The sequence below is a fragment of the Paenibacillus sp. FSL E2-0178 genome (assembly GCF_038593005.1).
GTDB classification, from domain to species: Bacteria; Bacillota; Bacilli; order Paenibacillales; family Paenibacillaceae; genus Paenibacillus_AQ; species Paenibacillus_AQ phytohabitans.
On sequence record NZ_CP151953.1, the window covers coordinates 3,471,253 to 3,494,106 of the forward strand.

Genomic DNA, 22,854 nt, shown 5'->3' on the forward strand with positions numbered 1-22,854 from the left:
ATGGAGCATACTATTCGAAGTAAATTTCGCTGTAATATTCCGTACCTGTAGGGCCTGGAACGAATCCTTTCAGATTGGCCTTCGCAGCCAGCAGCGGTGTAGTGTGCACAAGCGGAATCCACGGTGCATCCGCTTTGATGATTTCCTGAGCCTGTTTGTACAGGTCGGAGCGTTTCGTCTGATCCGTTTCCTTCTGGGCATTGATCAGGATCGTGTGCAGATCTTCATTCACATAGAAGGTACGGTTGTTGCCGGGGATAGCATCCTTGTCGAGCAGCGTATACAGGAAGTTATCCGGGTCACCATTATCGCCGGTCCAGCCGAGCATGTAGATATCATCTTTCTCTCCGGCTTTGGTGTCATCCAGATAAGTCGCCCATTCCGGGGATTCAATAACCGTCTTCACGCCGATTTTCTCCCAGTCCGCCTGAATGGCTTCCGCAACCTTCTTACCGTCAGGCATGTAAGGCCGGGATACCGGCATAGCGTACAGGGTTACTGTATCCGGCAGACCGTCTGGGTAGCCAGCTTCTGCAAGCAGCGCCTTCGCTTTGTCCAGATCATATTCATAATCCTGCACAGCATCGTTGTAGCCCCACAGTGAAGGCGGCATCGGGTTAACCGCTGCAGTAGCCTGGCCTGAGAAGAATGCATCAATGATTGCCTGTTTGTTCACTGCATAGTTCAGCGCCTGTCTTACTTTCACATTATCAAAAGGTTTCTTCTTAAAGTTGAAGCCGAGGTACGCTACATTGAACGGCGGGCGCTCAATCTTCTGCAGCTCAGTATTGCCTTCAAGCGTGGACAGATCATCAGGGCTTAAATCCTCCATCAGATCGATCTCGCCGTTCTGCAGGGCATTGAAGCGTGCCGAGTTGTCCGGAATGGAGCGGACGATCACTTTGTTCAGCTTAGGAAGGCCTTCTTTCCAGTAGTTCGGGTTCTTGTCCAGCGTAATGGAATCATTATGCTTCCACTCCGTGAACACGAAAGGTCCTGTGCCTACCGGCTCGTTCTTGAAGTTCTCCTTCTTCTCCTGGATGGCAGCCGGGCTGGCAATCCCGAAGGAGGTCATAGCGATATTCTGCAGGAACGGTGCCTGCGGCTGGTTGAGTGTGAACTCTACCGTAGTGGCGTCTACAGCCTTAACCTCTTTGATTACACGGCTGCCGTCCGGACCGAACATCGAGTCATAGTAGTCAAAGGAATCGCCTTCGAACTTGAACTCACTTGCCGGATCACTCCAGCGTGTGAAGTTGAAGACTACTGCTTCAGCGTTGAAATCCGTTCCGTCATGGAACTTCACGCCCGGGTGCAGCTTGAAGGTATACGTCAGACCGTCAGCAGATACCTCCCAGCTGTCCGCAAGGGAAGCCTGTACTTCAGAGGTGCCGGGCTTGTATTCCAGCAGGGAATCGAATACCTGGTGGGCAATCTTCAGGGATTCGCCGTCTGTGACAATGGCCGGATCCAGCGATGCAGAATCGCCGCCGCGCCCAAGAATCAGCGTATCCTGAGTGTTAGCCGATGTTTCAGGTGAGCTCTCCGGTGCGGTAGTCGCCGCTGCATTCGTGCCTGCAGTCGCTTCTGTGCTTGCGTTGTTATTGTTACCCCCGCAGCCGCTTAATGTTAATACCGCCCCCAGCGTTACTGCCAGTGCAAGACTACTCCACTTCTTCATCTCTAGAAAACTCCCTTCTCTCATTAAAAGTATTAAAGCGTTTATATGGAGCTGCGCCAAAGCGCTGCCATATATCAGGGCTAATGCATAGAGAGCGGTATTGAATTCTTCCTTCTTTCATTAGGCCAGCCGGGAACGGACTTCCTCATCATACAGATGGCACGCGGTCAAATGTCCTGAACCCGTCTCCTGCAGCGGCGGTCTGACATTACGGCATACATCCATCACTCTGGGACAACGTGTATTAAAAGCACATCCGACCGGCGCATTCGCCGGACTCGGCACCTCACCCTGCAGAATGATCCGTTCCTTGCGGATATCGGGATCGGGCTCAGGAACTGCGGACAGCAGTGCCTGCGTATAGGGATGCTGCGGATCGGCATAGAGCTTATGCTTATCAGTGACTTCAACAATCCGTCCCAGATACATGACGGCAACACGGTCGCAGATATGCTTCACCACGCTGAGATCATGGGCGATGAAGATATAGGTCAATCCGAATTCCTTCTGTAAATCCTGCATCAGGTTAATGACCTGTGACTGGATCGATACATCCAGTGCAGATACAGGCTCATCGGCGATAATCAGCTTCGGCTGGAGCGCCAGTGCTCTGGCAATCCCGATCCGCTGGCGTTGTCCGCCGGAGAACTGATGCGGGTAACGCTGCAAATGCGCTTTAGCCAGCCCGACTACATCCGCAAGCCGTTCTACTTCAGCCCGGCGCTGCTTGGCATCGCCTACTCCGTGCACGATCATCGGCTCTTCAAGAATACGCTGTACGGTATTGCGCGGATCTAAGGATGAGAACGGGTCCTGGAAAACAATCTGCATCTCCCGGCGCCGCTTGCGCATCTCCTCTATAGATAGCTTCGTGATATCCTGACCTTCGAACCAAACCTCTCCCGCCGTGGGCTCAATCAGCCGAAGCAAGGCACGGCCGGTTGTGGATTTACCGCAGCCGCTCTCTCCAACCAGGCCAAAGGTCTCACCTTTGCTTACCGAGAAGGAGATATCGTCCACAGCCTTGACATAGCCCTGCGCGCGATTGAAGAACCCTTTGTTGATCGGATAATACTTCTTAAGGCCCTTGACCTCTAGCAGGCTCTCACTCATACCGCATCCTCCTGTTGACTTTCATGCAACCAGCATCTGCAGCTGTGCTGTTCCTCCTGGAGCGTAAGCTTCGGAAGACTTTGACGGCAGATATCCATGACATCAAGGCAGCGCGGCGCGAACCGGCAGCCCTGCATTTCTTTGCTGAGAATCGGCACATTGCCCGGAATTGAATACAGTCGTTCTCTGGTTTCATCCATCCGCGGTACCGATTCGATCAGCCCCCGGGTATACGGATGCAGCGGATTCTTGAAAATATCACGTACGCTGCCTTCCTCCACTACCTTGCCGGCATACATAACCGCAACACGGTGGCACATCTCCGCTACAACACCAAGATCATGGGTAATCAGCATAACTGCGGTACCCTGTTCTTCGTTAAGCCGGCGGATCAGATCCAGAATCTGTGCTTGTATCGTTACATCAAGCGCAGTCGTCGGCTCATCGGCAATCAGCAGCTCAGGACTGCAGGAAATGGACATGGCGATCATTACACGCTGGCGCATGCCTCCCGACAGCTGATGCGGATATTCATCAATAATGGCCTCCGGCCGGGGAATGCCAACCTTGCGGAGCATCTCTACAGCGTGCTCCCGGGCCTCCTTCTTGGAGAGGCCGCGGTGCAGGCGTACGGTTTCTATAATTTGCTGTCCGACTGTGAACAGCGGATTGAGCGAAGTCATCGGTTCCTGAAAAATCATCGAGACCGAGTCACCGCGGATCTTACGCATCTCTTTCTCTTTGAGCGGGACAAGATCACGGCCCTTCAGCAGGATGCGTCCGCCCACGATTTCCCCCGGGGGATCCGGAACCAGCTTCAGAATGGACAGGGAGGTTACGCTTTTACCACAGCCTGATTCGCCGACCACACCCAGAACCTCACCCGGATTAATGTACAAATCAACACCGTCAACTGCAGGAACTTCACCGCGGTCGGTAAAAAAGTGGGTGTGTAAATTTTCAATTTTTAGAATGGGCTGGATCAAATCTTTACCTCTCTTCTATTTAAAAATTGAACAAAGGTCAAATGACAGGATAGGAAATATATTTAAAAAGTTAGATATATTAACGAATACCTGACATAAGACGTTACAATAATCTATTTAAATACACATTGTTGTTATTTAATGTATAACTTACTATATATACCCCGACTAGACAAGGAAAATTTGCACATATAACTAACACGAGTGTTTTTGTAAGAATAATTACATACCTAACCTGTGGAAATATCTATATATAAAAAGAAAAACTGCGCTATTTGTATAGCGACAGCCATTTCTCGAGCTGATTTCTGAGAACTTCCCGGTAGTAGACCGGCTCCATAATCTCAGCTTCTTCCTCGTATCTCATAATCCAGTGAACAAAGCCAATATCCTGCTCCACCGCAACCTTAAAATGCAGACAGCGGTTCTGGCGGTCTACCCTGCTGGGCTTCACAAACATCTCCTCATGCTTAAGCCGCTCCATCATCCGTTCCGAGAACTTGACTTTGAATTCTACCTGCAGACTATCCTGGTCCAGAGACCACTTCTGCTCCATAAAAGCCTGTAAATCAAATTTATCCTTGGAGAACCAGCTGTCCAGCGGCTTCACACTGGAAAACCCGTTAATATGAAAGGTGCGGATGATCCCGAAGCGATGACAAAACCCAATCAAATGAAAACGATTCTCCAACGGGACCAGGCAGTAGGGATCAATTTTGATACCTTTTTCTTCATATGCATTCTCACTGTAGTCCGCCTGTATACTGCGCTGCTTCATCACGGCATCCAGAATACCGGTCAGATAGAATGGCTGATCTCCATGAGATCCGCTTCTCTCCATCCAATGCTGACCCGCTTCCTTCTTCGCGCTCTCCATCGTTTCTTCCCTTTCTGCCTTTTGCTTATATTCTGCGGCCATCACTTTCTCATAGGCGTCTTCGAAATCCGGGGGCAATAAAGGTTTGATATCCGTCATAATACTGCGCAAGTGTGAAAATGCGGCTGCTTCTTCTTCTGACCAATCCAAAGGGTACAGTGCAAAATTACCGATAAAAGCATATCCCTTACCGTGTCCCATATGGGTAATGGGGATATGCATGGCACTGAGCGCATCCATATCCCGGTAAATCGTTCTCTCACTGTTGCCGCATCGTTCCGCCAGCTCACGGGCCAGAATTCCCGGTTTGGCTTGAACTAGCGTAATAATGCGCATCAGCCGGATTAATCGGTCTGTCATTTTCAGTTCTCCTTGATTCATGGTAAAATAGACCCATTATTTTTAAATAAACTAGTTATATATATCTATAACCAAGGATGTAATAACCGAGATAAGAAAATATAATAGAACTATTTTACTATATTACCACATTTATATATTACACGATTCGTTATCTATTTCTGCGAATTGGATTCAAATTTTAACCTTTATGTATGATCACTGCCTATTATATCCCTGCTGCATTCCTTACATTTATCTCGTTACAACCTTTCCCAGGAGAGTCATCTCCGCCTCAAGCTGCTTATAGAGCGCTTCCGCTTCCTTCACAAGCTGCATATCGCCGGAACGTGCAGCTAGCAGCAGCAATTTATCCGCCTGACGCCGCAGCTTCTCCGTGGAGACCTGCTGCTGATTTTGGGCTCTGGCCACTTCCCTTTCTGCTAATAATCCCTCCATTTTGAGCAGTTCTACATGCTTCTCTACATGAAAACAACACTGAGCGCCCAGTACATCCGTATGACGTGAATATTCCATTCCCAGCTTCTTGAGTGGCAGCTCACGTATACGTTCTACCGTGGGCTGTCTGTATTGCCACTGCAGCCAAAGCGCCTCATGTATGCCTGCAGGCATGCCTGACATCGTAAATTCCAATGCAATAAACCTGCGTTGCCCGGAATGGATTTTGCCCAGCTTCAGCAGCAGGGAACGTCCTTCTCCTTCTTCTGCTGTACACCCGTAGCATCCGGTCACCGTTACGTGGCTTTCCAGCCATACGCGCAGCTCAATCTCCCGGGCTACAACCTTTCGGCTTTTCTTGCGGAATTCCTCTCCTTGTGACACTCCCTTCCACTCCACGAGCAGGATAATATTCTTCGCACCTCCTGCTAAAATCCGATCCTGGCTCCAAGTAAATATGGGCTGAATACTTGCTTGCATATTTCCACCTCTTTCTTTTTTTGGGTCTTCTATTAATGTACCAATAATGGCGGACAACTCCTTGTCATGGAATATATGTTCGGTCCTATAATATCGACAAAAAAAGAGCCAACCTACCACTAAAGGTAATTGCCTCTTTGCGAAAGTCTATTATTTTGTCAAAATATGACGAACACAGTTTTGCGCATTATAGGCTTCTTGCCCGGTTAGCTGATTTTTCTTCCCTGAAAAAAAAGCCCAGCGCCCACTTGGCACACAGCAGCGAGAAGAGGAAGAACAGCAGTGCCCACAATACAGCCGGCAGCGGCGTTAATCTGGCCAAGTTTGCTGCATCCCCCGTTCGGGAAGGTGTCATTACCGAAGCCGTTACCAGAAACAGCGTCCCCATTACGGACTCCTCCAGAGTCAGAAATGCAAGAAATAAATAATAATATTTGCTGACCTTCGGCCAAAGGAACAGCATAGCGGCATTCAGCAGAATAAAACCGCTCAGCCAAATCATCCCAAAGCCGCCCCGTACATAGAGCACCAGCATCACCAGCGCAACACCGCTGGCCATAATCAGCCCCCATTGCCGCTTGTCTCTACTATATAAATAGAAGAGCAGCAATGAGAATAGTGAAGCCAGAGGATAACCGGCCAGCGATACAAGAATTGCCCTCCCCCCCGCGGCAATCGCTGAATAGGTTACACCGCTATGGTCGGGATGCAGCTCTATCCGCAGCACACTCCCCGAGAGCAGCAGGGTTACCAGGGCATGGCCGAATTCGTGAAACATCGTATCCAGATTACGGAATAAGGATGAGAACGGAATAAACCGGGTCAACAGTGCAGAACCCGCCAGAAACAACAATGTTTTGAGCCATTTATTCACTCGAAGCAGCTCCTTTCCGTTCAAAGTATACGTTAATTTATGTGCACACTCAATATAATAGAAACCTTCATATGATTTGTGCTGTATTACACGTATGGTTACCTGCATAGACAGGAAGGGTAATTATGCCTAAAGCTGCCCGCACTGCCCAAATCAGGACCGGCTATGATAAAATAAGAATACAACAAGCCTATAACAGGTGGTGATCAGTAATGAACAATCGCGCAACAAGAAATATGATAAAGCTGCTGGGGTCGGCCTTACTGCTGCTCGGGATTTCTTTCACTTATGATATCCCAGCGGCCAAAGCCAACTTTTTCACTGATTTATATAATGGACTACAGAGCTTCTCGGAGCTGCCCGGTGAAGTCAACAAACTGCAGGAGAGCTATCAGCAGACGGCGGAGGAACTGCAGAAAACAAAGGACGAGCTCGGAACGGCAGTGGACGAGCTGGGGCAGACCAAGGACCAGCTGGACCAGTCTCTGCAGCAAATGGCGACCTACCAGGCCCAGAATGCCGCGCTGCAGGAACAGAACCGCCAGCTCAGCCAGGTCGTCGATGAACTGAAGAATGACCGTACGGCAAGGGAAAATTACTATAACCGGATCAAGGTGACTGTGATCACCGGACTTGCTCTTATCCTGGGTTATTTCCTGCTGATCCGGCTGCTGCGCTTCACCATGCGCCACCGTTCCAGAAGAAGCGACCGGCTGCGTTAAGGCCGGAGGAAGAAGCGCATGTACACGGCACTGCACGAGGGGAGCATAAGGAATGAATGTTGATGTCCAGGATGAAGGCGACAGCGGCAGCGGACAGGCCGTTGCTTTTACCGTCGCAGAGAATGAAGAGGTTCATGTGCTCCATCCGCAGCAGATTATAGCTTATCAAGGCCCCTCTTCAGGACGGGCGGACCGGCTGATGGATGTGAAGGGCATGTACCGCAAACGGAAACTGATCCGCTCGGATATCACCGGACCCTGCCGGTTCGTGGCTGCATTGCCGCCCGGTTACCGGGTCAAGACGCTGCAGCTCGACGGCAAGAGCGATCTGCTCTATGATTTCAGGCATCTGTTCTTCTACAGCAAGGGAGTCACCATGCAGACCAGAGTGCTGAATATGAAGAATATGCTGATTACCCGGGATATCGTCAAGGTGAAATTCTCCGGTCATGGCAGCATCGGCATTCTGACAGAAGGCACCGTCTGTGAAGCCGAGCTTGACCCGTTTGATCCGCTGTACGTCGATGCCGGCAGTATTATTGCCTATCCCGAGAATGCCCGGCTTGAGCTTACGGTCTACGGCAATCATCTCGCCAGCCAGCATATGAGCTATCACTGGAAGATGACCGGCCACGGGCCTGTGCTGTTCCAGGCCGGACGCCAGAGCAGGCGTTTTCAGCGGGATAATGATGAAGACGGCATTATCAAACGCTTCCTGCGCGAGGCGTTGCCGTTTGGCGGAGTATTTATCAAGTAAGCCTGCTGCCGGGATAACCGGCCATACTGCAAAGAGCGCCCGTGCGGATACCACGGGCGCTCTTCTTATATACTATTGTTACGGTTTAAGCCAGGTAAGCGTTCAGCATCCAGGACGTTTTCTCTACGCTTGTTCTAATACCGATCAGCAGGTCAGCAGTAGGCTGGTCGCTAATCTCTTCGGCAGCAGAGATCGCCTGCTTCAGCTCTTCGGCTACGACTGTGAAGTCCTTAACCAGCTGCGCTACCATTTCCTTCGCGCTTTCGCCGCCGGTTGCTTCCTTCAGTCCGGAGAGAGCCAGGTATTGTGTCATTGTGGAAGCAGGTTGTCCGCCAATGGCGAGCAAGCGTTCAGCCAGCTCATCCACATAACCGGCAGCTTCATTGTACAGCTCTTCAAATTTCTCATGCAGCGTGAAGAATTGTGCTCCGCTGACATACCAGTGGTAATGATGCAGCTTCACTCCAAGCAGCGTCCAGTTCGCTGTCTGACGGTTCAGGGCAGCATGCAATTCAGTATGGCTTTTAACTTGTGTACTCATTCTAATAACCTCCTGGGATGTGTATTTATTTGTTATTGTATTTAGACTCGTTCTAAATCTATATACAATTTAACACAGATCAAGCCTTAATGCAACTCTGTTTTAGGATATAGGGTTACTGCAAATTCTAGCATTCCCCTTTCGGAACCTCCTATTATTTCGGTCACAATGCTGTAAAAAAACCTATATTGACACAAATCACTTCACCCGGCAGAGAAGCTCACATTTATCCTAAACCGATGTGATATCTGTCTCCGCCGCTTTCCCCTTCCCGCTCCGGAAGATCGCCCGCATCTCGTCCCGTTTGGTCTTGGGGCTGAGTACATACACTGTATCGCCCGGTTCAATAACCGTGCTGCCATGCGGCGTCACGATGCTCTTGTTGCGGATAATCGCGGTGAACAGGATATCATCCGGCAGCCCGATCTGCGCAATCTGCATCCCGGCAATCGGCATATGCCGGTCAATCCCGATGTGGTTAAATTCGGAATCCGTCTTGCCAAGAGCCACGAGCTCCATCAGTGACGGCTGGGATGCCTCCTCCCGTCCTACCAGTCTAAGCCGCGAGGCCAAGGGTGAAATGGTCGTTCCCTGAATGACCGCCGAGGTCAGGACTACGAAGAAAACGACATTGAAGAACAGCCGGCCCTGCGGAAGCCCCGCGAGCAGCGGGTAGGTCGCAAGCACAATGGGGACGGCGCCCCTGAGTCCGGCCCAGGAGATCAGTGTCTTTTCGCGGAAGGAGAACTTGGCAAACAGCAGACTGATGAATACACCCGCAGGTCTTGCTACTACCATTAGAATAACGGACAACAGTATACCCTGCCAGGCAATATCCGCCAGCTCCTGGGGAAAGACCAGCAGTCCGAGCAGGATGAACATGGCAATCTGCATCATCCAGGCAAAGCCGTGATTGAAATTCATGATCGTACGGTGATACATCAGCTCGGAGTTCCCCAGCACCAGCCCCATGACATAGACGGCAAGCAGACCGCTGCTGTGGACCATCGCCGAAACCCCGTAGGTCAGAACCGCAAAGCCGATGGCCATCACCGGGTACAGCCCGGTGGAGTCCAGATTGATCCGGTTGATCAGATATGTAGCCAGCTTACCGATAAGAATCCCCAGCAGAAGACCGATCCCCATCTCCCAGAAGAAGGAGAGCACCAGACTCCAGATTGCAGTATCAGGATGCTGTATCCATTCGATCAGGGAGACGGTGAGGAATACCGCCATGGGATCGTTGCTGCCGGATTCTGCTTCGAGTGTGGAGGTCAGGCGTTTATCAATGTTTTTGCCGCCCAGTACTGAGAACACCGCAGCCGCATCCGTCGAACCGACAATCGCCCCGAACAGGAAGCTCTCCGCCCACGGCACGCCTAATACAACTCTGGCAAAAACACCGACAACCCCTGTTGTCACAAGCACACCTGCTGTAGCCAGCGACAGCGCCGGCTTCATGACCGGGCGGATATCCTTCATACTCGTCTGCATTCCGCCTTCAAACAGAATAACCACAAGCGCAAAAATCCCGGCGATCTGTGTTAATGAAGCATTGTTGAAATAAATGAAATGGCTGAGTACCATTCCGGCAGCGATAAACAGAACCAGTGCGGGCATTCCAAAACGGGTGGAGAATTTGGTGGACAGCACGCCTACCAGCAGTAAGGCCGCCAGCAGCAGAATAATTTGATCTGCAAGATGAGTCATCGATCCGGTTCACCCCTTTCCCATTCATACTTCGCAGCAAAAAACCCCGGTGGCTTGTTAAATCCACGGAGCTTATTATGCCGTCCTTTATTCTCTTGAATACACCTGCAGCTCCTGAATTGACCAATAGTTGCCTCCGGAACCTGTCTGCTGTATGCGGATATAACGGGTTTGGACCTGGGAAAAAGCAATTCTGGTCAACTCCAGCTTCCCTTTGCCGGATGCTACCTGTGTCCAGCTCTTGGCATCATCGGATACCTGGACGGTATATCCCCGCGGATAATCATACGACGATAAAGTATAAATCAGCTCTATGGCTTCTATTGCATGTACTGCACCTAAATCAATCTGGAAGTATTCACCTGATGCCTGATGTTTGCCGGTATCCCAGCGTGTACGCCGGTCTCCGTCAATGGCACTCTCCGGCTTCGAGGCTGCCGTGTTCACATTAGACGTAACCTTCCAGCCGGTCCGGTCCAGCGGGACGAGTCCGGTTGCTGTAATCTGTGTCTTCTCTGACATGACGCCAGAGCCTGACACTCTTACCGCATAAGTATACAATGTGCCCTCCTGCAGTTTGCTGTCAGTGTACTCTGTGCTCTGCACACCTGCCGCAATCACTTTCAGTTCACTGCCCGGGCCGTCGGCCCGGAGCACTTCATAGCTTGCCCCGGGAGCCTCCAGCCAGCTCAGATGCATCGACAGCCCTTTGACTGCCGCGGCCTTGAAGCCTTGCGGCGCCACATCCGCTACTTCGGAAGAGGGCTGCAGAATATACTGCACCGCCTCACCCGGAGCCAGCGTTTCGGTGAATTCCAGCACAGGTGTAGCATTCCTGCCCGACATATAGCTGCGTGCCTCTTCATAAGTATCTCCGCGGCCAAAGCGTTCACCCTCATATACGGTCTTCTCCGGCATGGTCACCTTTACTTTAACCGTCTGCTCGGTTTCTTCGAAATTGACAAAGTTCACAAGCAGCTTGTTGGATGTGGCTCCGCTGCCTGCCAGAGGCTCAAGGGTGGAAGTGTCTACCGCCCGCACATACACCAGTTTGTCAGCCAAATCATCTTTGTTCGTAATCTGGTAGCTCAGCGGCGCCCCGTGTGTGGCATAAGCCAGATCCAGCCGGCGCATAATACTTACGCGTGAGTCTTCACCTTCTTTGGTATAATAAATCTCTGTAGCTCCCGGATCATGCTCCTCCAGGTTGAAGCCATACTTGAACAGACTGAAGTTCTTGAAGAAAGCGGCATGCTGCACAAACATATCGGCATATCCGATATGCCCGCGCATAATCCGGTCAAACACCGCCGCAGTCCGCTCGGATGCGCCGTATTGATAGGCATCCACATGAGTATCCGAGGTGCCGAATTCGGTGGTGAGCATTTTTTTGCTGAGGCCGTCAACCGCTCCCCCGAAGGTCTTCAGATTCTCTGTAAAGCTGCCTCCGTTGCTGAAAATGTAGGATTCCCCATAGGAATGCCCATTGGTCAAATCCGTAACTTCCTCCAGTTCATTCCTCTGCTCCGGGTCACGTTCCCAGCCGTCCGGATCGCCGCACTGCTTAAGCGTCCCCTTCTGATTGCCGCAGGAATCTTCGCTGTAACCCGGCCAGTATGCCCAGCCCGGGGCCACCGTCTGCAGATGTGGTGCGATCGTCTTGCCTTTCTTATTCAGCCAGTCGGCTATCGCCAGATTGACTGCTTTGGAACGGTTGAACAGTCCGGGCTCATTATCCACCTCATAATACTGGAAATACTGGCCGTACTGCTTGAAATAATCGGTCAGCTTCTTCTCCGCATCATCCGGCAGTGAACCGTCTTCCTTGAGCTTGATATCACCCGTATACAGATAGAGGGCAACTGCCTGCATATTATAATCCTTCAGGACCTCATAGTACTCTCCCATATTCTCACAGGATCTGCCCACATCGCTGGCACAGCTGGTCCGCATAATGTTGCCGCTGTAGGCTAAACCCAGCCATTTCATAATATAAGGCAAATGCGTAACGGCACCTTTGTCGAAATAGAACTGTTTGTTGTTGACCATGGTTCCGGTCAGCGTATAGCTCCCGTGAATCGGCTCCTTAACCGGAGTCTTCAGTGCTTCCAGACTAAGGTTATCCCATGTCCACCAGTTATACTTATCCTCCGCAGCCGAGGAATAGATCCCGCGCGCTGCCCGCAGCGTCAGCTCGTTGGTTCCGCTGATGAGCTGTTCTTTGGGAATGTACAGCTCATAGGTTTTGCGGAAATCATATTTACTGTCCGTACCGTCTACACCGGCAATCTGAATAATCCCTGACAGCTGCCGGTTGGAGAATACGCTCATCTGCGGTACAGATTTGTAGGCTTCAAGGATGCTGACACGAAATAAGACCCCGTTAACCGGGATCTTATCCAGCTTGTAGGTAATCCGCAGTTCAGGATTGGTAGCGCCGTGCAGCCCGGACGGGATACTCTGAAGCTCCGCCGTCTTCGCTGCGGCTGAAGCAACGCTGAATACCCCCTTGGCCCCGTTTGATCCGGCTGCTGCAAACTCTGCGGCTGAACCGTCATGCTGGCCAAGCTTCCATAGCACAGTCCCCTCCGGAACTGCAGGACCCGCATCCTTGGCCGCAGATAATTCCGACATGTCAACTTCCACCTCGCCGCTATTTGTCCCATCCTCTCCGAAGACAGAAACGGACAACAGAAACAAGATGATCAAAGCTGCAAATTTTAGTAGTTGATGAATGGGTTTATTTCTCTTTGTTTTGAGTCTAGTCCTCATTCCCTTGTCCTCACTTTCTTCCAGGGTGGCTGTAATGTACCGGTTTCCGTAGAGCCTCATTCGTCATGACCAGCTTCATTCCTCAAGGAAGAGACAGCGCGTTCTGGGGAATCACCGCCTGCTTCTGGCGCGGGCTTTGCCACATCAGACGGACGCTTGCGTCACCGTGATTCTCATAATACTCCACTTTAATATCGTAGGCAGTTGCGGCTGTAAGAGTTATACTTCCCTCCCGGCTGACACCGCTTTGCTTCTTCCAGCTGTCAATGATCAGCTTGCCGCCGATCCACACACGGATGCCATCATCGGAAGAGGCTGTAAAAGTATACTTTTCACTGTAGACTGGCTTGATCTTACCGGTCCAGCGTACGGAAAAAGAGTCCTTGCCGATTCCCGGCGCCGGTGAATCCCCATGCCAGTTGAAGTCAATCCTGCTGTCATTCCGGGTAAGCAGCGGTTTGCCGGACAGCTCCGCATTGCCGAAATATTGCCCCTTGAGACCGTTGCGCGATACCGCAGTAAGTGTGTTGATCTGAGCATTCAGTGCCAGCTTGTAATCATCCCGTGATACGGTGTACTTATTGCTCATAAAGCTTTGAATTTTCTGGAGATTATTATTCTCGAGCAGCATTTTCCCCCATGTCATCGTATATACCCATTTACTCTGGGTTTGAGACAATATGACAGGGTCTGGAAGCTCTCCGCTCTCCCCGATACCGATGGGTTTGCCGTCAGCCAGCTTCAGAAGGTTCTCGTAATAGGATTGCTTAAAGTCATTGTTATAAATATCGGCTGCCAGTACATCCACCTTGGAGGCACCCGGATAATAATTGCTGTAAGGCTCTGCCCACTCGTTCGGTGCATTCGGGTTCCATACCCAGAGCAGATTATTCAGCTTATGCGTGTTCACCATACGGTCATACACAATGTCCCACAGCTTGGCGAAGTTATCCTTCTGTCCCCACCAGAACCAGTTGCCGTTCATTTCATGATAAGGCCGCCATAAGACCGGCACCCCTGCATCCCGCAGCTCACCCAAATATCCGGCAACCTCATCCAGCTCTGCAATCAGGGCTTTGTACTGGGGTGTTCCGGGAGTAACGTAGGCGTCGAATTTGGCCTGGCTCAGGTTCATTTTCACATTAGTCCATTCGGGAGAGGTTCCCGGCAGATTCTGATGGAAGGTCATCGCCACAATGCCTCCGCCTTTGTACCACTTAATAGCACTGTCTACGACAGCTTGGCGTTGCCCGGCAATGGTCTCTTCGGACTGGTTGTTAATGGCTCCCAATTCGTAGCCGTGCAGAACGGCATACTGCCCGCTTGCGTTTTTAAGCTTATTATTGAATTCATCAGGACTCTCCAGATAATCATGCTGGCCGGAGATCATACCTTTGCCGCTGAGATCGGACAGATAGCTTAACAGTGCGGTGGCTTCCTTGGAAGCGGAGGGATTAACGGGTTTGATTGGAGCGGCAGGAGTATTGACGGTACGTGCTACCGGAAGACTGCGCGCCTCCCCCCATGGCAGAAGAGAAAGGATAAGGATAATTGGAATAATTGTTGTATATAGCCTGTACTTACGGTAAGTGTTCAATATAATCTCCTTTCCCCGGGCCTCACTGCCGCCTTAGGCGTGCAGGCATGCAGTTCTCTGTTAATAGGCTGCATTGAATTACCCGGATGGTCTATAGCTTAGTAGCCCTGCTGATAAGCAGGGCCATTAAGATTGGACTTTATAGGATTTAGAATTGTAACGTCTTAACCAGTATCAGCGCCAATAATGAATGCAGCTGCGGGGGTATGATCTTAGGAAGCGGAAGGGAGAAACAGTGCGCTCGCAGGAACCGTTGCCTTAACCTGGCTCGGACTCTCCCACATCAGGCGTGCTCTGGCATCTCCTTGATTCTCATAGTACTCCACTTGTATATCATATAGCTGACCGGCTGTCAGGCTTATGCTTCCTGTGCGTTCGGTCCCGCTCTGCTTCATCCAGCTGTCGATCACAAGCTCACCATTGATCCGTACGCGGATGCCGTCATCTGAAGTGGTATAAATCTGATAAGTCTCAGTGTATAGCGGCTTGAGCTTACCGCTCCAGCGTACAGAGAAGAAATCTATGCCGATTGCGGCATCCGGCGTGCCTTGACGCCAGTTGAAGTCAAGCACTGCATCGGTACGTACCACTGCCGGAGCACCAGACAACGTCATATTATTGAAATATTCCGCAATCAGCCCGTTCGCCGCAGGAGCCTCGGCCGTAAGATTCTCCGGTAATGGAGCTTCTGCTGGCGTTGGTGCCGCTGTTGGCGTTGGTGCCGCTGTCGGCGTTGGTGCTGCTGTCGGCGTTGGTGCCGCTGTCGGCGTTGGTGCCGCTGTCGGCGTTGGTGCCGCTGTCGGCACCGGTGTTGGTGTTGATACTGGTAACGGCGTTGCTGTTGGTACTGGTGTTGCAGTCACAGCCGGAGCATCCAAAGCTGCTTTGCTGGCTGAAGAATCAGACGTGTTCACAAATAACGCGCTTGTAGGGACAGTTGCCTTCGCCTGGCTTGGACTCTGCCACATCAGACGGATATTGGCATCGCCGGCATTCTCGTAATACTCTACTTTGATATCATACAGCCGGCCTGCTTGCAGGTTTATGCTTCCTGTACGCTCGGTACCGCTCTGTTTGGTCCAGCTGTCGATTACAGCTGTGCCGTCAATATAGACGCGGATACCATCATCGGATGTAGTGATAATCTGATAGGTTTCACTGAAAGACGGTTTGATCTGACCCGTCCAGCGGATGGAGAAGCTATCCACTCCGAGCTTGGCATCCGGCGCTGCCTGGCGCCAGTTAAAGTTCAGCAGCGCATCATTCCGGACCAGGACCGGAGTACCCGAAAGCGTCATGTTCTTGAAGTATTCTCCCTGAAGACCATTCTGAACGACGGGGGTCGTCACAGAATCATTGGAAGCAGGGGGCGGCGTCAGTACCGGTAACGGCATTGCAGTCGGTACTGGCGCTGGTGTTGCTGTAGGTACCGGCGTTGGTGTTGCAGTCGGTACCGGCGTTGGTGTTGCTGTCGGTACCGGCGTTGGTGTTGCTGTGGGTACCGGCGTTGGCGTTGCTGTTGGTACCGGCGTTGGCGTTGCTGTTGGTACCGGCGTTGGCGTTGCTGTAGGTACCGGCGTTGGCGTTGCTGTAGGTACCGGCGTTGACGTTGCTGTTGGTTTCGGTGTCGCCGTAGCAAATGTGCCTGCTTTATAATCGTCCCGGGTCACAGTATAGCTGTCGCTCATGAAGTTTTTGATGGTAGCATCGGTGTTGGTTTCATACAGCATTTTTCCCCAGCTCATCATATATACCCAATTTTTCTGGGAGAGCTGCAGCTTTGCCGTGCTTGGCATTTGTCCATTCTCGCCAATGGCAATCGGTTTGCCATTCGCAAGAGCGAGCAGGCTGTCATGGTATTTATTCATATAATCGTTCTCATATATATCTGCCGCGAGTACATCCACCTTGTCAGCCCCCGGATAGGTCAGCGCATAAGGATCAGACCAGGCATTGGGTGCATTGGGGTTCCATACCCACAGCAGGTTGTTTAATTTATGAACGTTCACGAAACGGTCATACATAATATTCCAAAGCGCAGCAAAATTATTTTTCTTCCCCCACCAGAACCAGTCACCGTTCATTTCGTGGTAAGGTCTCCAGAGTACGGGAACACCAGCATCCCGCAGGCTTTTAAGTGAAACTGCCACTTTGTCCAGATCTGCAATCAATGCAGTGTACTGTGTTGTACCCGGAGTAATATATTTATTGAATTCCGCCTGGCTCAGCGGTTTCTGAACATTGGACCAGAGGTATGCGGTACCTGGCAGATTCTCATGAAAAGTCATGGCTACAATGCCGCCGCCCTTATACCAGTTGATCGCGCTGTTCACAACATTTCTGCGCTGCGCCGCTGCTGTACTTTCCGATTGCCCGCTGATTACGCCCAGTTCATAGCCGTGAAGAGCAGCATATTGTCCGCTGGTTCCCTTCAGCTTGTTGCTGAATTCGTCCGGACTTTCCAGATAGTCATGTTGGCCGGTAATAATGCCTTTTCCAGTGATAGAATACAGATCATCCAGCAATCTGACTGCTTCGGTTGAAGCCTCCGGATTAACGGGCGCTTTGGAACTAGAGGCAGCTTCTGCAGATGAAGGCATTCCGCCAAGTCCCAGAGGTACTGCAGTCAATAAAAGGGCCAGAGACAGCACAGTGCACAGCAAACGAGACTTACGGTAAGTTATCAAAATCCATCTTCCTTTCGGTAGCCAGGCTGCCACTCTTGCGAAGGCCCTATAGCTTTGCGTCCCTATCTTTCGATTAGGTTTGCCTTTGTCGTATTGGAAGGATTAATCCCTCTTACCGTAAATATCGTCCCTATTTAGTTTTAATTAAGAGCAAAAATGAATTTTTCTTAATAATTGGTTCTTAATACCTGTTTTGGATTTGTAACAATTGGTTATATAGATAAATTAGACCTACGAAATGAATTGCTGCAAGGCGATATCTTCCCAATCCAAGGTGATTCGGATGTTATCTTCCTCCACCAGCTCAGAGCCGGTCTGCACTTCGATAAATTCCATATCTGTCAATGCCAGGATCGCATGCTTGGTGCCTTCCGGAATCCGTACGACATCCCCCGCCTTCACATTATGCATTTTCTCATTGAGCACAATGCTGGCTTCACCGCTGACAATGGTCCAGATTTCACTGCGTTTGTGATGCAGCTGATAGCTGATATTTTTACCTTCAGAAATAAAGATCCGCTTCGTCAGCACCTCATTGCCTTCCGCATATTTCACATAATCAATTACCTTGTAGTGACCCCAGCGGCGTTCTTCGTACATCGGTCTTTGTTCAAAAGATTTCAGCACTTCCTTAATGCGCGGGCTCTCCGCCTTGTGCGTAACCAGAATTCCGTCCGGGCTGGCGGCGATAATCAGATCCTTCGCCCCGATCACGGTGATCGGAATGTCCAGCTCGTTGATCAGGCAGGTGCCTTCGGAATCAGCAGTGACGAAGCCTTTGCCGACATGATTGCTGGTCATTTCTTCGGTCAGCGTATTCCAGGTGCCCAGGTCCTTCCAGAATCCGGCGTAAGGCTGAACTACGATATTCTCTTCTTTTTCCACCACTTCATAATCAAAACTGATGGAAGCCAGCAGTTTATACTGCTTCTGCAGTTCCTCATAGTTCAGCGGCAGTCCTTTGCGCTGCAGAATATCCAGCAGATAACCTAGACGGAAAGCGAACACGCCGCAGTTCCAGAGGGCGTTCCGGCTGATCAGCTCCTCGGCCTGCTTCCGGTCCGGCTTCTCCTGGAAGTGGCTGACCTGCAAATAACCGCTCGCTCCAGCTTCGGCGCTGGTAGGAATGATATAGCCGTATTTCTCGGAGGCATGCTCCGGAACTACGCCCATCAGCGCCAGATTGGCACCGCTCTCCAGCATCGTGCTCTCCAGCTGCAGTACAGTCTCGAAGAAGGACGACTCCACATAAGGATCGACGGGCAGGATGGCTACCGTCTCGCTTGGTGAAACACCGGCGACCGAATACAGGTAGGCTGCTGTCAATGCAATGGCAGGGAAGGTATCGCGCCGCTCCGGCTCAACGATAATCGGCACCCCGCTGCCCAGCTGGCTCTGAATCATCTCTACCTGGCTGCGGCCGGTGGCCAGGTAGGACGATTCCGCCATCCCTGTCTCCTGCAGCTGTCTCCATACCCGCTGTACCATGGATTCCGGTTCACCTGCCGGGCTTTCCAGTACTTTCAGAAATTGCTTCGAACGTGAATCATTGGACAAAGGCCAGAGCCGTTTACCAGAACCGCCTGATAGAAGTACTAGTTTCATAAGTGAACCCTCCTAAGTTTATGTGATGTCGCGAAAATATCGGATTGTTATTGGGAACTGGCTGCGTTTGCTTAAGCCAAAAAGGCGGGCTGTTATGAGGGTCACTGCAAGGAATGTTTGGACTTTCGGCCGCTGCCCGTCTCCAGATTTCCTGATTTAAACCGCTTATGGCGGTAGAAATCCGGAGACAGCATATGCTTCCGAAGCTAGCTTTCCTACGGAAAGCTTTCAGGCGGACGCTAACGCTCCTACAGTTCCAAAATTCCTCTCCGTTCCATTACATAACAGCTGGCTTATTCGCTTCGCCCGCAGGCGAAGCTCCCGGCTAAAGATCCGGCTATTGCCGCTTAGTTGAGCGGCAATTGAATTAACTGCTGCCGCCGGTTGTTACGGCAATATAGCCTGTGGCTGCCCCGCCTGCTTTTGCGGCGGCAAAGCCATTTCACGCTTGTTCCAAGGCGGCGCCGCTCAACTAAGCGGCGGTGAGAGATTTAAGGGATTAAGTGCATCTTGTTCCAAGGGATTTCCGCTCGCTGTAGCAGCGAAGGGGAAACCTAACACTCTTGTTCCAAGGTTTTACGTTCACTTACGCGGCGATGAAATCAAGAGCACTAATGCCCCTCATTCCCTCGTTTAGCCCGCGTCCGGTGGAATCAAGGGCACTTTTGCCCCTCATTTCCTCGTTTAGCCCACATTTAGTGGAATCAAGAGCACTAATGCCCCTCATTCCCTCGTTTAGCCCGCATCCGGTGAAATCAAGGGCACTTTTGCCCCTCATTCCCTCGTTTAGCCCGCATCCGGTGAAATCAAGGGCACTTTTGCCCCTCATTTCCTCGTTTAGCCCGCATCCGGTGAAATCAGGAGCACTTTTGCCCCTCATTTCCTCGTTTAGCCCGCATCCGGTGAAATCAGGAGCACTTTTGCCCCTCATTTCCTCGTTTAGCCCGCATCCGATGCATTCAGAAGGATTTTTCCCTTTAATTTCCCCGTACAGCACACTTTCAGCGGAATTAGAGGGATTTTTCCCTCTAATTTCCCCATACAGCTGACTTTCAGCGGAATTAGAGGGATTTTTCCCTCTAATTTCCCCGTGCATCACACTTTCAGTGGGAGGCTGCGGGATCACTGATAGGCCAAGAGCTTAGACCGCGCCGGCAACGCTGGCGGAGAATCCGCTAAGGCCGCCCATCTGCGGGCGTCCGACAGAATGATACTCCAGGCCAGTTCCTTCGATCTGCTCTTTGCTATAGACGTTGCGGCCGTCGATCAACACCTGGCGGCGCATGCTCTTCGCCAGCAGATGCAGGTCGATATCCTTGAACTGGCTCCAGTCGGTGAGGAGGCATACCGCATCGCTGCCTTCGGCAGCCTCTTCCGCCAGCCCGCACCAGCGGAGCTGCGGGTGATCATATTGCGCCCGGAAATTCTCGGCGGCAATCGGATCATAGAGCTTCACGGTGGCGCCTTCGGCTACCAGCGCCTCAACGATTTCACGGGCAGGAGCCTCGCGGACATCATCGGTGTTCGGCTTGAAGGCGAGGCCCCAGATGCCGATGACTGCGCCGCGCAGGCTGCCCAGCGATTCATGCAGCTTGGAGATGATCATGAAGCGCTGGCCTTTATTGACCTCGACCACCGATTTCAGCAGCTTGAACTCGTAGTCCACGTTGCCGGCAATCTGGATCAGCGCATTGGTGTCTTTCGGGAAACAGGAGCCTCCATAACCGATACCGGCCTGCAGGAAGGTAGATCCGATTCTCCGGTCCATTCCCATGCCCTCGGCCACCTCGGTTACATCAGCTCCCACTTTTTCGCAAATATTGGCGATTTCGTTAATGAACGATATTTTAGTAGCCAGGAATGCATTTGACGCATATTTGATCATCTCGGCGCTGCGGATATCCGTGACGAATACATTGTCCGTAAAGCCCTGATGCAGCTGGCGCATCGTCGGCTCAAGCTCAGGATTATCGAGTCCGATCACGATCCGGTCGGGATGCAGCGTGTCGCGGATCGCGGAGCCTTCACGGAGGAACTCAGGGGCGGAGACAATGTCGAAGGGATGATTCGTGTGCGAAGCGATCAAATTGCGGATTTTCTCATTGGTGCCTACGGGTACGGTTGACTTGGTCATGATGACCTTGTAGCCTTCCATTGCCTGCGCAATTTCAATGGCTGCCCCTTCGATATATCTTAGATCCGCTTCACCGCCCGGCAGTGAGGGAGTCCCTACAGCAAGGATGACGATGTCGGAGCGGCGGACCGAATCCTTAAGATCGGCCGAGAAGCTCAGCCTGCCCTCGCGGAGATTCATTTCGATCAGTGCCTCAATACCCGGCTCATAAATTGGGGATTCCATCCGGTTAAGCTTCTCAATCTTCGCCTCATCCTTATCGACACAGATGACATGATTTCCATTAAGGGTGAAGCATACGCCCGAGACAAGACCTACATAGCCGGTACCGATTACTGCGAGTTTCATACAATCATCCTCCTTTTAGGAAATTGACGTAGGCCTGTTCCACATACTGCTTGAACTGGACCATAAACGCCTGCTCATCAAATTTACGTGCATGGCCCATAATCTGCTCGATATCCCACGCATAGGATTCTGCCTCATCAATAGCCTGGAGCAAATCATCAACTTCCTGGTGCTGGAAGAACACGCCGTTGACGTAAGGAATAATCGTGTCCAGCGCTCCTCCGGCCTGATAGGCGATGACCGGTCTTCCTGCTGCATTCGCCTCCAGGGGCGTAATGCCGAAATCCTCTTCTCCGGGAAAAACAAAAGCCCGGCACTGCGACATCAGCCCTGTCACTTCATCATCCTCCAGCCGGCCCAGGAAAGAGATATTATCCTTGGCCATGCCTTCCAGACGCTTGCGGTCCGGCCCGTCTCCCACGATGTACAGCTTCACGCCGTTACGGTTGAACGCCTCCACTGCCAGATCGATCCGCTTGTAGGAAACCAGCCGGGATACGATCAGATAGTAATCTCCAATGGTAGGGGAGCTGGTGAAGCGCGCTGTATTGATCGGCGGGAAGATCACATCGGAATCCCGGTGATAATAATTCTGAATCCGCGTCTTCACGACGGAGGAGTTGGCTACGAACTGATTTACATTTTTGGAGGTACGCTGGTCCCAGTTCTTCAGGCGCTGCATATATACCTTGAGCAGTCTTTTGAATATACCGGAATTCGACTGGCGCTCCATGTAGGTGTCATAATCCCAGGCGAACCGCATGGGGGTATGGCAGTAACACAGATGAAATGTAGACTCGGGCACCTGGATGCTTTTCATAAAAGCACTGCTGGAGCTAAGGACGATATCATACCCGCTGAAGTCCAAATCGCGGACGGCCATCGGATAGAGCGGCAGCACCCCTTTGAAATTCTTCTTCACTCCCGGGATTTTCTGCAGCCAGGAGGCCCGGATATCCGCATCTTTGAGGTTATCGGTCAGGCGGCTTCCGTTAAAAACCGTTGTGAAGATCGGAGCATCCGGATACATGTGATGAAACACCTCCACCACTCTTTCCGCTCCGCCCATTTGGATTAAGTAATCGTGCGCTATCGCAATTTTCATGTGAATCATCCTCAAAGTTTTATGGAGCAGCATCATCAAGCAGTGAACGCATGGTAGAAACGGATAG

Annotated in this window: 17 protein-coding genes and 1 riboswitch; of the genes, 2 read left to right on the forward strand and 15 right to left on the reverse strand. The window is 51.4% G+C overall.

Going from position 1 to position 22,854, the window contains the following annotated elements; translation table 11 throughout:
* Nucleotides 1-10: 10 nt before the first annotated feature.
* From MHI42_RS15195 to MHI42_RS15220, 6 genes are all read right to left on the reverse strand, one after another.
* On the reverse strand, nt 11-1,681 hold the full coding sequence (locus MHI42_RS15195; RefSeq protein ID WP_171720518.1) for an ABC transporter substrate-binding protein: 1,671 nt from the start codon (nt 1,679-1,681) through the stop codon (nt 11-13).
* Between the two features lie 120 nt (nt 1,682-1,801).
* Nucleotides 1,802-2,794 carry a dipeptide ABC transporter ATP-binding protein gene (locus MHI42_RS15200; protein ID WP_342424334.1) on the reverse strand — a complete coding sequence of 331 codons (993 nt, stop codon included), beginning with the start codon at nt 2,792-2,794 and terminating at the stop codon, nt 1,802-1,804.
* The gene (locus tag MHI42_RS15205; RefSeq protein ID WP_216626834.1) at nt 2,791-3,780 is read right to left on the reverse strand and encodes an ABC transporter ATP-binding protein; all 990 of its coding nucleotides are present in this window, start codon (nt 3,778-3,780) and stop codon (nt 2,791-2,793) included. Before MHI42_RS15205 ends, MHI42_RS15200 begins: the two co-directional genes overlap by 4 nt.
* A 271-nt stretch (nt 3,781-4,051) precedes the next feature.
* On the reverse strand, nt 4,052-5,017 hold the full coding sequence (locus MHI42_RS15210) for a WYL domain-containing protein (protein WP_039302247.1): 966 nt from the start codon (nt 5,015-5,017) through the stop codon (nt 4,052-4,054).
* Nucleotides 5,018-5,251: 234 nt separating this feature from the next.
* Nucleotides 5,252-5,935, reverse strand: a complete 684-nt coding sequence (locus MHI42_RS15215; RefSeq protein ID WP_171720520.1) for a hypothetical protein — start codon at nt 5,933-5,935, stop codon at nt 5,252-5,254.
* A gap of 187 nt (nt 5,936-6,122) precedes the next feature.
* A complete protein-coding gene (locus MHI42_RS15220) occupies nt 6,123-6,809 on the reverse strand; it encodes a M50 family metallopeptidase (RefSeq protein WP_342424335.1) in 687 nt (228 codons plus the stop codon).
* Between the two features lie 212 nt (nt 6,810-7,021).
* Between MHI42_RS15220 and MHI42_RS15225 the strand changes: the two genes are divergently transcribed.
* Nucleotides 7,022-7,531 carry a hypothetical protein gene (locus MHI42_RS15225; RefSeq protein ID WP_342424336.1) on the forward strand — a complete coding sequence of 170 codons (510 nt, stop codon included), beginning with the start codon at nt 7,022-7,024 and terminating at the stop codon, nt 7,529-7,531.
* A gap of 52 nt (nt 7,532-7,583) precedes the next feature.
* Nucleotides 7,584-8,288: an AIM24 family protein gene (locus MHI42_RS15230; RefSeq protein ID WP_342424337.1), complete on the forward strand. Its 705-nt coding sequence runs from the start codon at nt 7,584-7,586 to the stop codon at nt 8,286-8,288.
* A gap of 85 nt (nt 8,289-8,373) precedes the next feature.
* Here MHI42_RS15230 and MHI42_RS15235 read toward each other — a convergent pair whose 3' ends face one another.
* The 9 genes from MHI42_RS15235 to MHI42_RS15275 all read right to left on the reverse strand — a co-directional run bounded on the left by MHI42_RS15235 (nt 8,374) and on the right by MHI42_RS15275 (nt 22,787).
* Nucleotides 8,374-8,829 carry a Dps family protein gene (locus MHI42_RS15235; RefSeq protein ID WP_342424338.1) on the reverse strand — a complete coding sequence of 152 codons (456 nt, stop codon included), beginning with the start codon at nt 8,827-8,829 and terminating at the stop codon, nt 8,374-8,376.
* A gap of 231 nt (nt 8,830-9,060) precedes the next feature.
* Complete coding sequence (locus tag MHI42_RS15240) at nt 9,061-10,539, reverse strand: potassium/proton antiporter (protein ID WP_342424339.1); 1,479 nt, start codon at nt 10,537-10,539, stop codon at nt 9,061-9,063.
* Nucleotides 10,540-10,626: 87 nt separating this feature from the next.
* Nucleotides 10,627-13,173, reverse strand: a complete 2,547-nt coding sequence (locus tag MHI42_RS15245) for a discoidin domain-containing protein (protein WP_342424340.1) — start codon at nt 13,171-13,173, stop codon at nt 10,627-10,629.
* 220 nt (nt 13,174-13,393) lie between these two features.
* The gene (locus MHI42_RS15250) at nt 13,394-14,908 is read right to left on the reverse strand and encodes a glycosyl hydrolase (protein ID WP_342424341.1); all 1,515 of its coding nucleotides are present in this window, start codon (nt 14,906-14,908) and stop codon (nt 13,394-13,396) included.
* Between the two features lie 212 nt (nt 14,909-15,120).
* Entirely contained in the window at nt 15,121-17,508 is a 2,388-nt protein-coding gene (locus MHI42_RS15255) for a PA14 domain-containing protein (protein ID WP_342424751.1), read from the reverse strand.
* A gap of 100 nt (nt 17,509-17,608) precedes the next feature.
* A riboswitch (cyclic di-GMP riboswitch) is annotated at nt 17,609-17,689 on the reverse strand.
* A 137-nt stretch (nt 17,690-17,826) separates the two neighbouring features.
* A complete protein-coding gene (locus MHI42_RS15260; RefSeq protein ID WP_042133969.1) occupies nt 17,827-19,200 on the reverse strand; it encodes a sugar phosphate nucleotidyltransferase in 1,374 nt (457 codons plus the stop codon).
* Between the two features lie 586 nt (nt 19,201-19,786).
* Nucleotides 19,787-20,299: a hypothetical protein gene (locus MHI42_RS15265; RefSeq protein ID WP_342424342.1), complete on the reverse strand. Its 513-nt coding sequence runs from the start codon at nt 20,297-20,299 to the stop codon at nt 19,787-19,789.
* Between the two features lie 42 nt (nt 20,300-20,341).
* On the reverse strand, nt 20,342-21,682 hold the full coding sequence (locus tag MHI42_RS15270; RefSeq protein ID WP_342424343.1) for a UDP-glucose/GDP-mannose dehydrogenase family protein: 1,341 nt from the start codon (nt 21,680-21,682) through the stop codon (nt 20,342-20,344).
* 4 nt (nt 21,683-21,686) lie between these two features.
* On the reverse strand, nt 21,687-22,787 hold the full coding sequence (locus MHI42_RS15275; RefSeq protein WP_171720528.1) for a glycosyltransferase: 1,101 nt from the start codon (nt 22,785-22,787) through the stop codon (nt 21,687-21,689).
* Between the last annotated feature and the right edge of the window lie 67 nt (nt 22,788-22,854).

Bases quoted from the DNA above. Each gene is read 5' to 3' on its own strand.
- MHI42_RS15195 (WP_171720518.1), bottom strand. From the start codon at position 1,681: ATGAAGAAGTGGAGTAGTCTTGCACTGGCAGTAACGCTGGGGGCGGTA.
- MHI42_RS15200 (WP_342424334.1), bottom strand. From the start codon at position 2,794: ATGAGTGAGAGCCTGCTAGAGGTCAAGGGCCTTAAGAAGTATTATCCG.
- MHI42_RS15210 (WP_039302247.1), bottom strand. From the start codon at position 5,017: ATGACAGACCGATTAATCCGGCTGATGCGCATTATTACGCTAGTTCAA.
- MHI42_RS15215 (WP_171720520.1), bottom strand. From the start codon at position 5,935: ATGCAAGCAAGTATTCAGCCCATATTTACTTGGAGCCAGGATCGGATT.
- MHI42_RS15225 (WP_342424336.1), top strand. From the start codon at position 7,022: ATGAACAATCGCGCAACAAGAAATATGATAAAGCTGCTGGGGTCGGCC.
- MHI42_RS15230 (WP_342424337.1), top strand. From the start codon at position 7,584: ATGAATGTTGATGTCCAGGATGAAGGCGACAGCGGCAGCGGACAGGCC.
- MHI42_RS15235 (WP_342424338.1), bottom strand. From the start codon at position 8,829: ATGAGTACACAAGTTAAAAGCCATACTGAATTGCATGCTGCCCTGAAC.
- MHI42_RS15240 (WP_342424339.1), bottom strand. From the start codon at position 10,539: ATGACTCATCTTGCAGATCAAATTATTCTGCTGCTGGCGGCCTTACTG.
- MHI42_RS15245 (WP_342424340.1), bottom strand. From the start codon at position 13,173: ATGTCGGAATTATCTGCGGCCAAGGATGCGGGTCCTGCAGTTCCGGAG.
- MHI42_RS15255 (WP_342424751.1), bottom strand. From the start codon at position 17,508: ATGCCTTCATCTGCAGAAGCTGCCTCTAGTTCCAAAGCGCCCGTTAAT.
- MHI42_RS15260 (WP_042133969.1), bottom strand. From the start codon at position 19,200: ATGAAACTAGTACTTCTATCAGGCGGTTCTGGTAAACGGCTCTGGCCT.
- MHI42_RS15270 (WP_342424343.1), bottom strand. From the start codon at position 21,682: ATGAAACTCGCAGTAATCGGTACCGGCTATGTAGGTCTTGTCTCGGGC.
- MHI42_RS15275 (WP_171720528.1), bottom strand. From the start codon at position 22,787: ATGAAAATTGCGATAGCGCACGATTACTTAATCCAAATGGGCGGAGCG.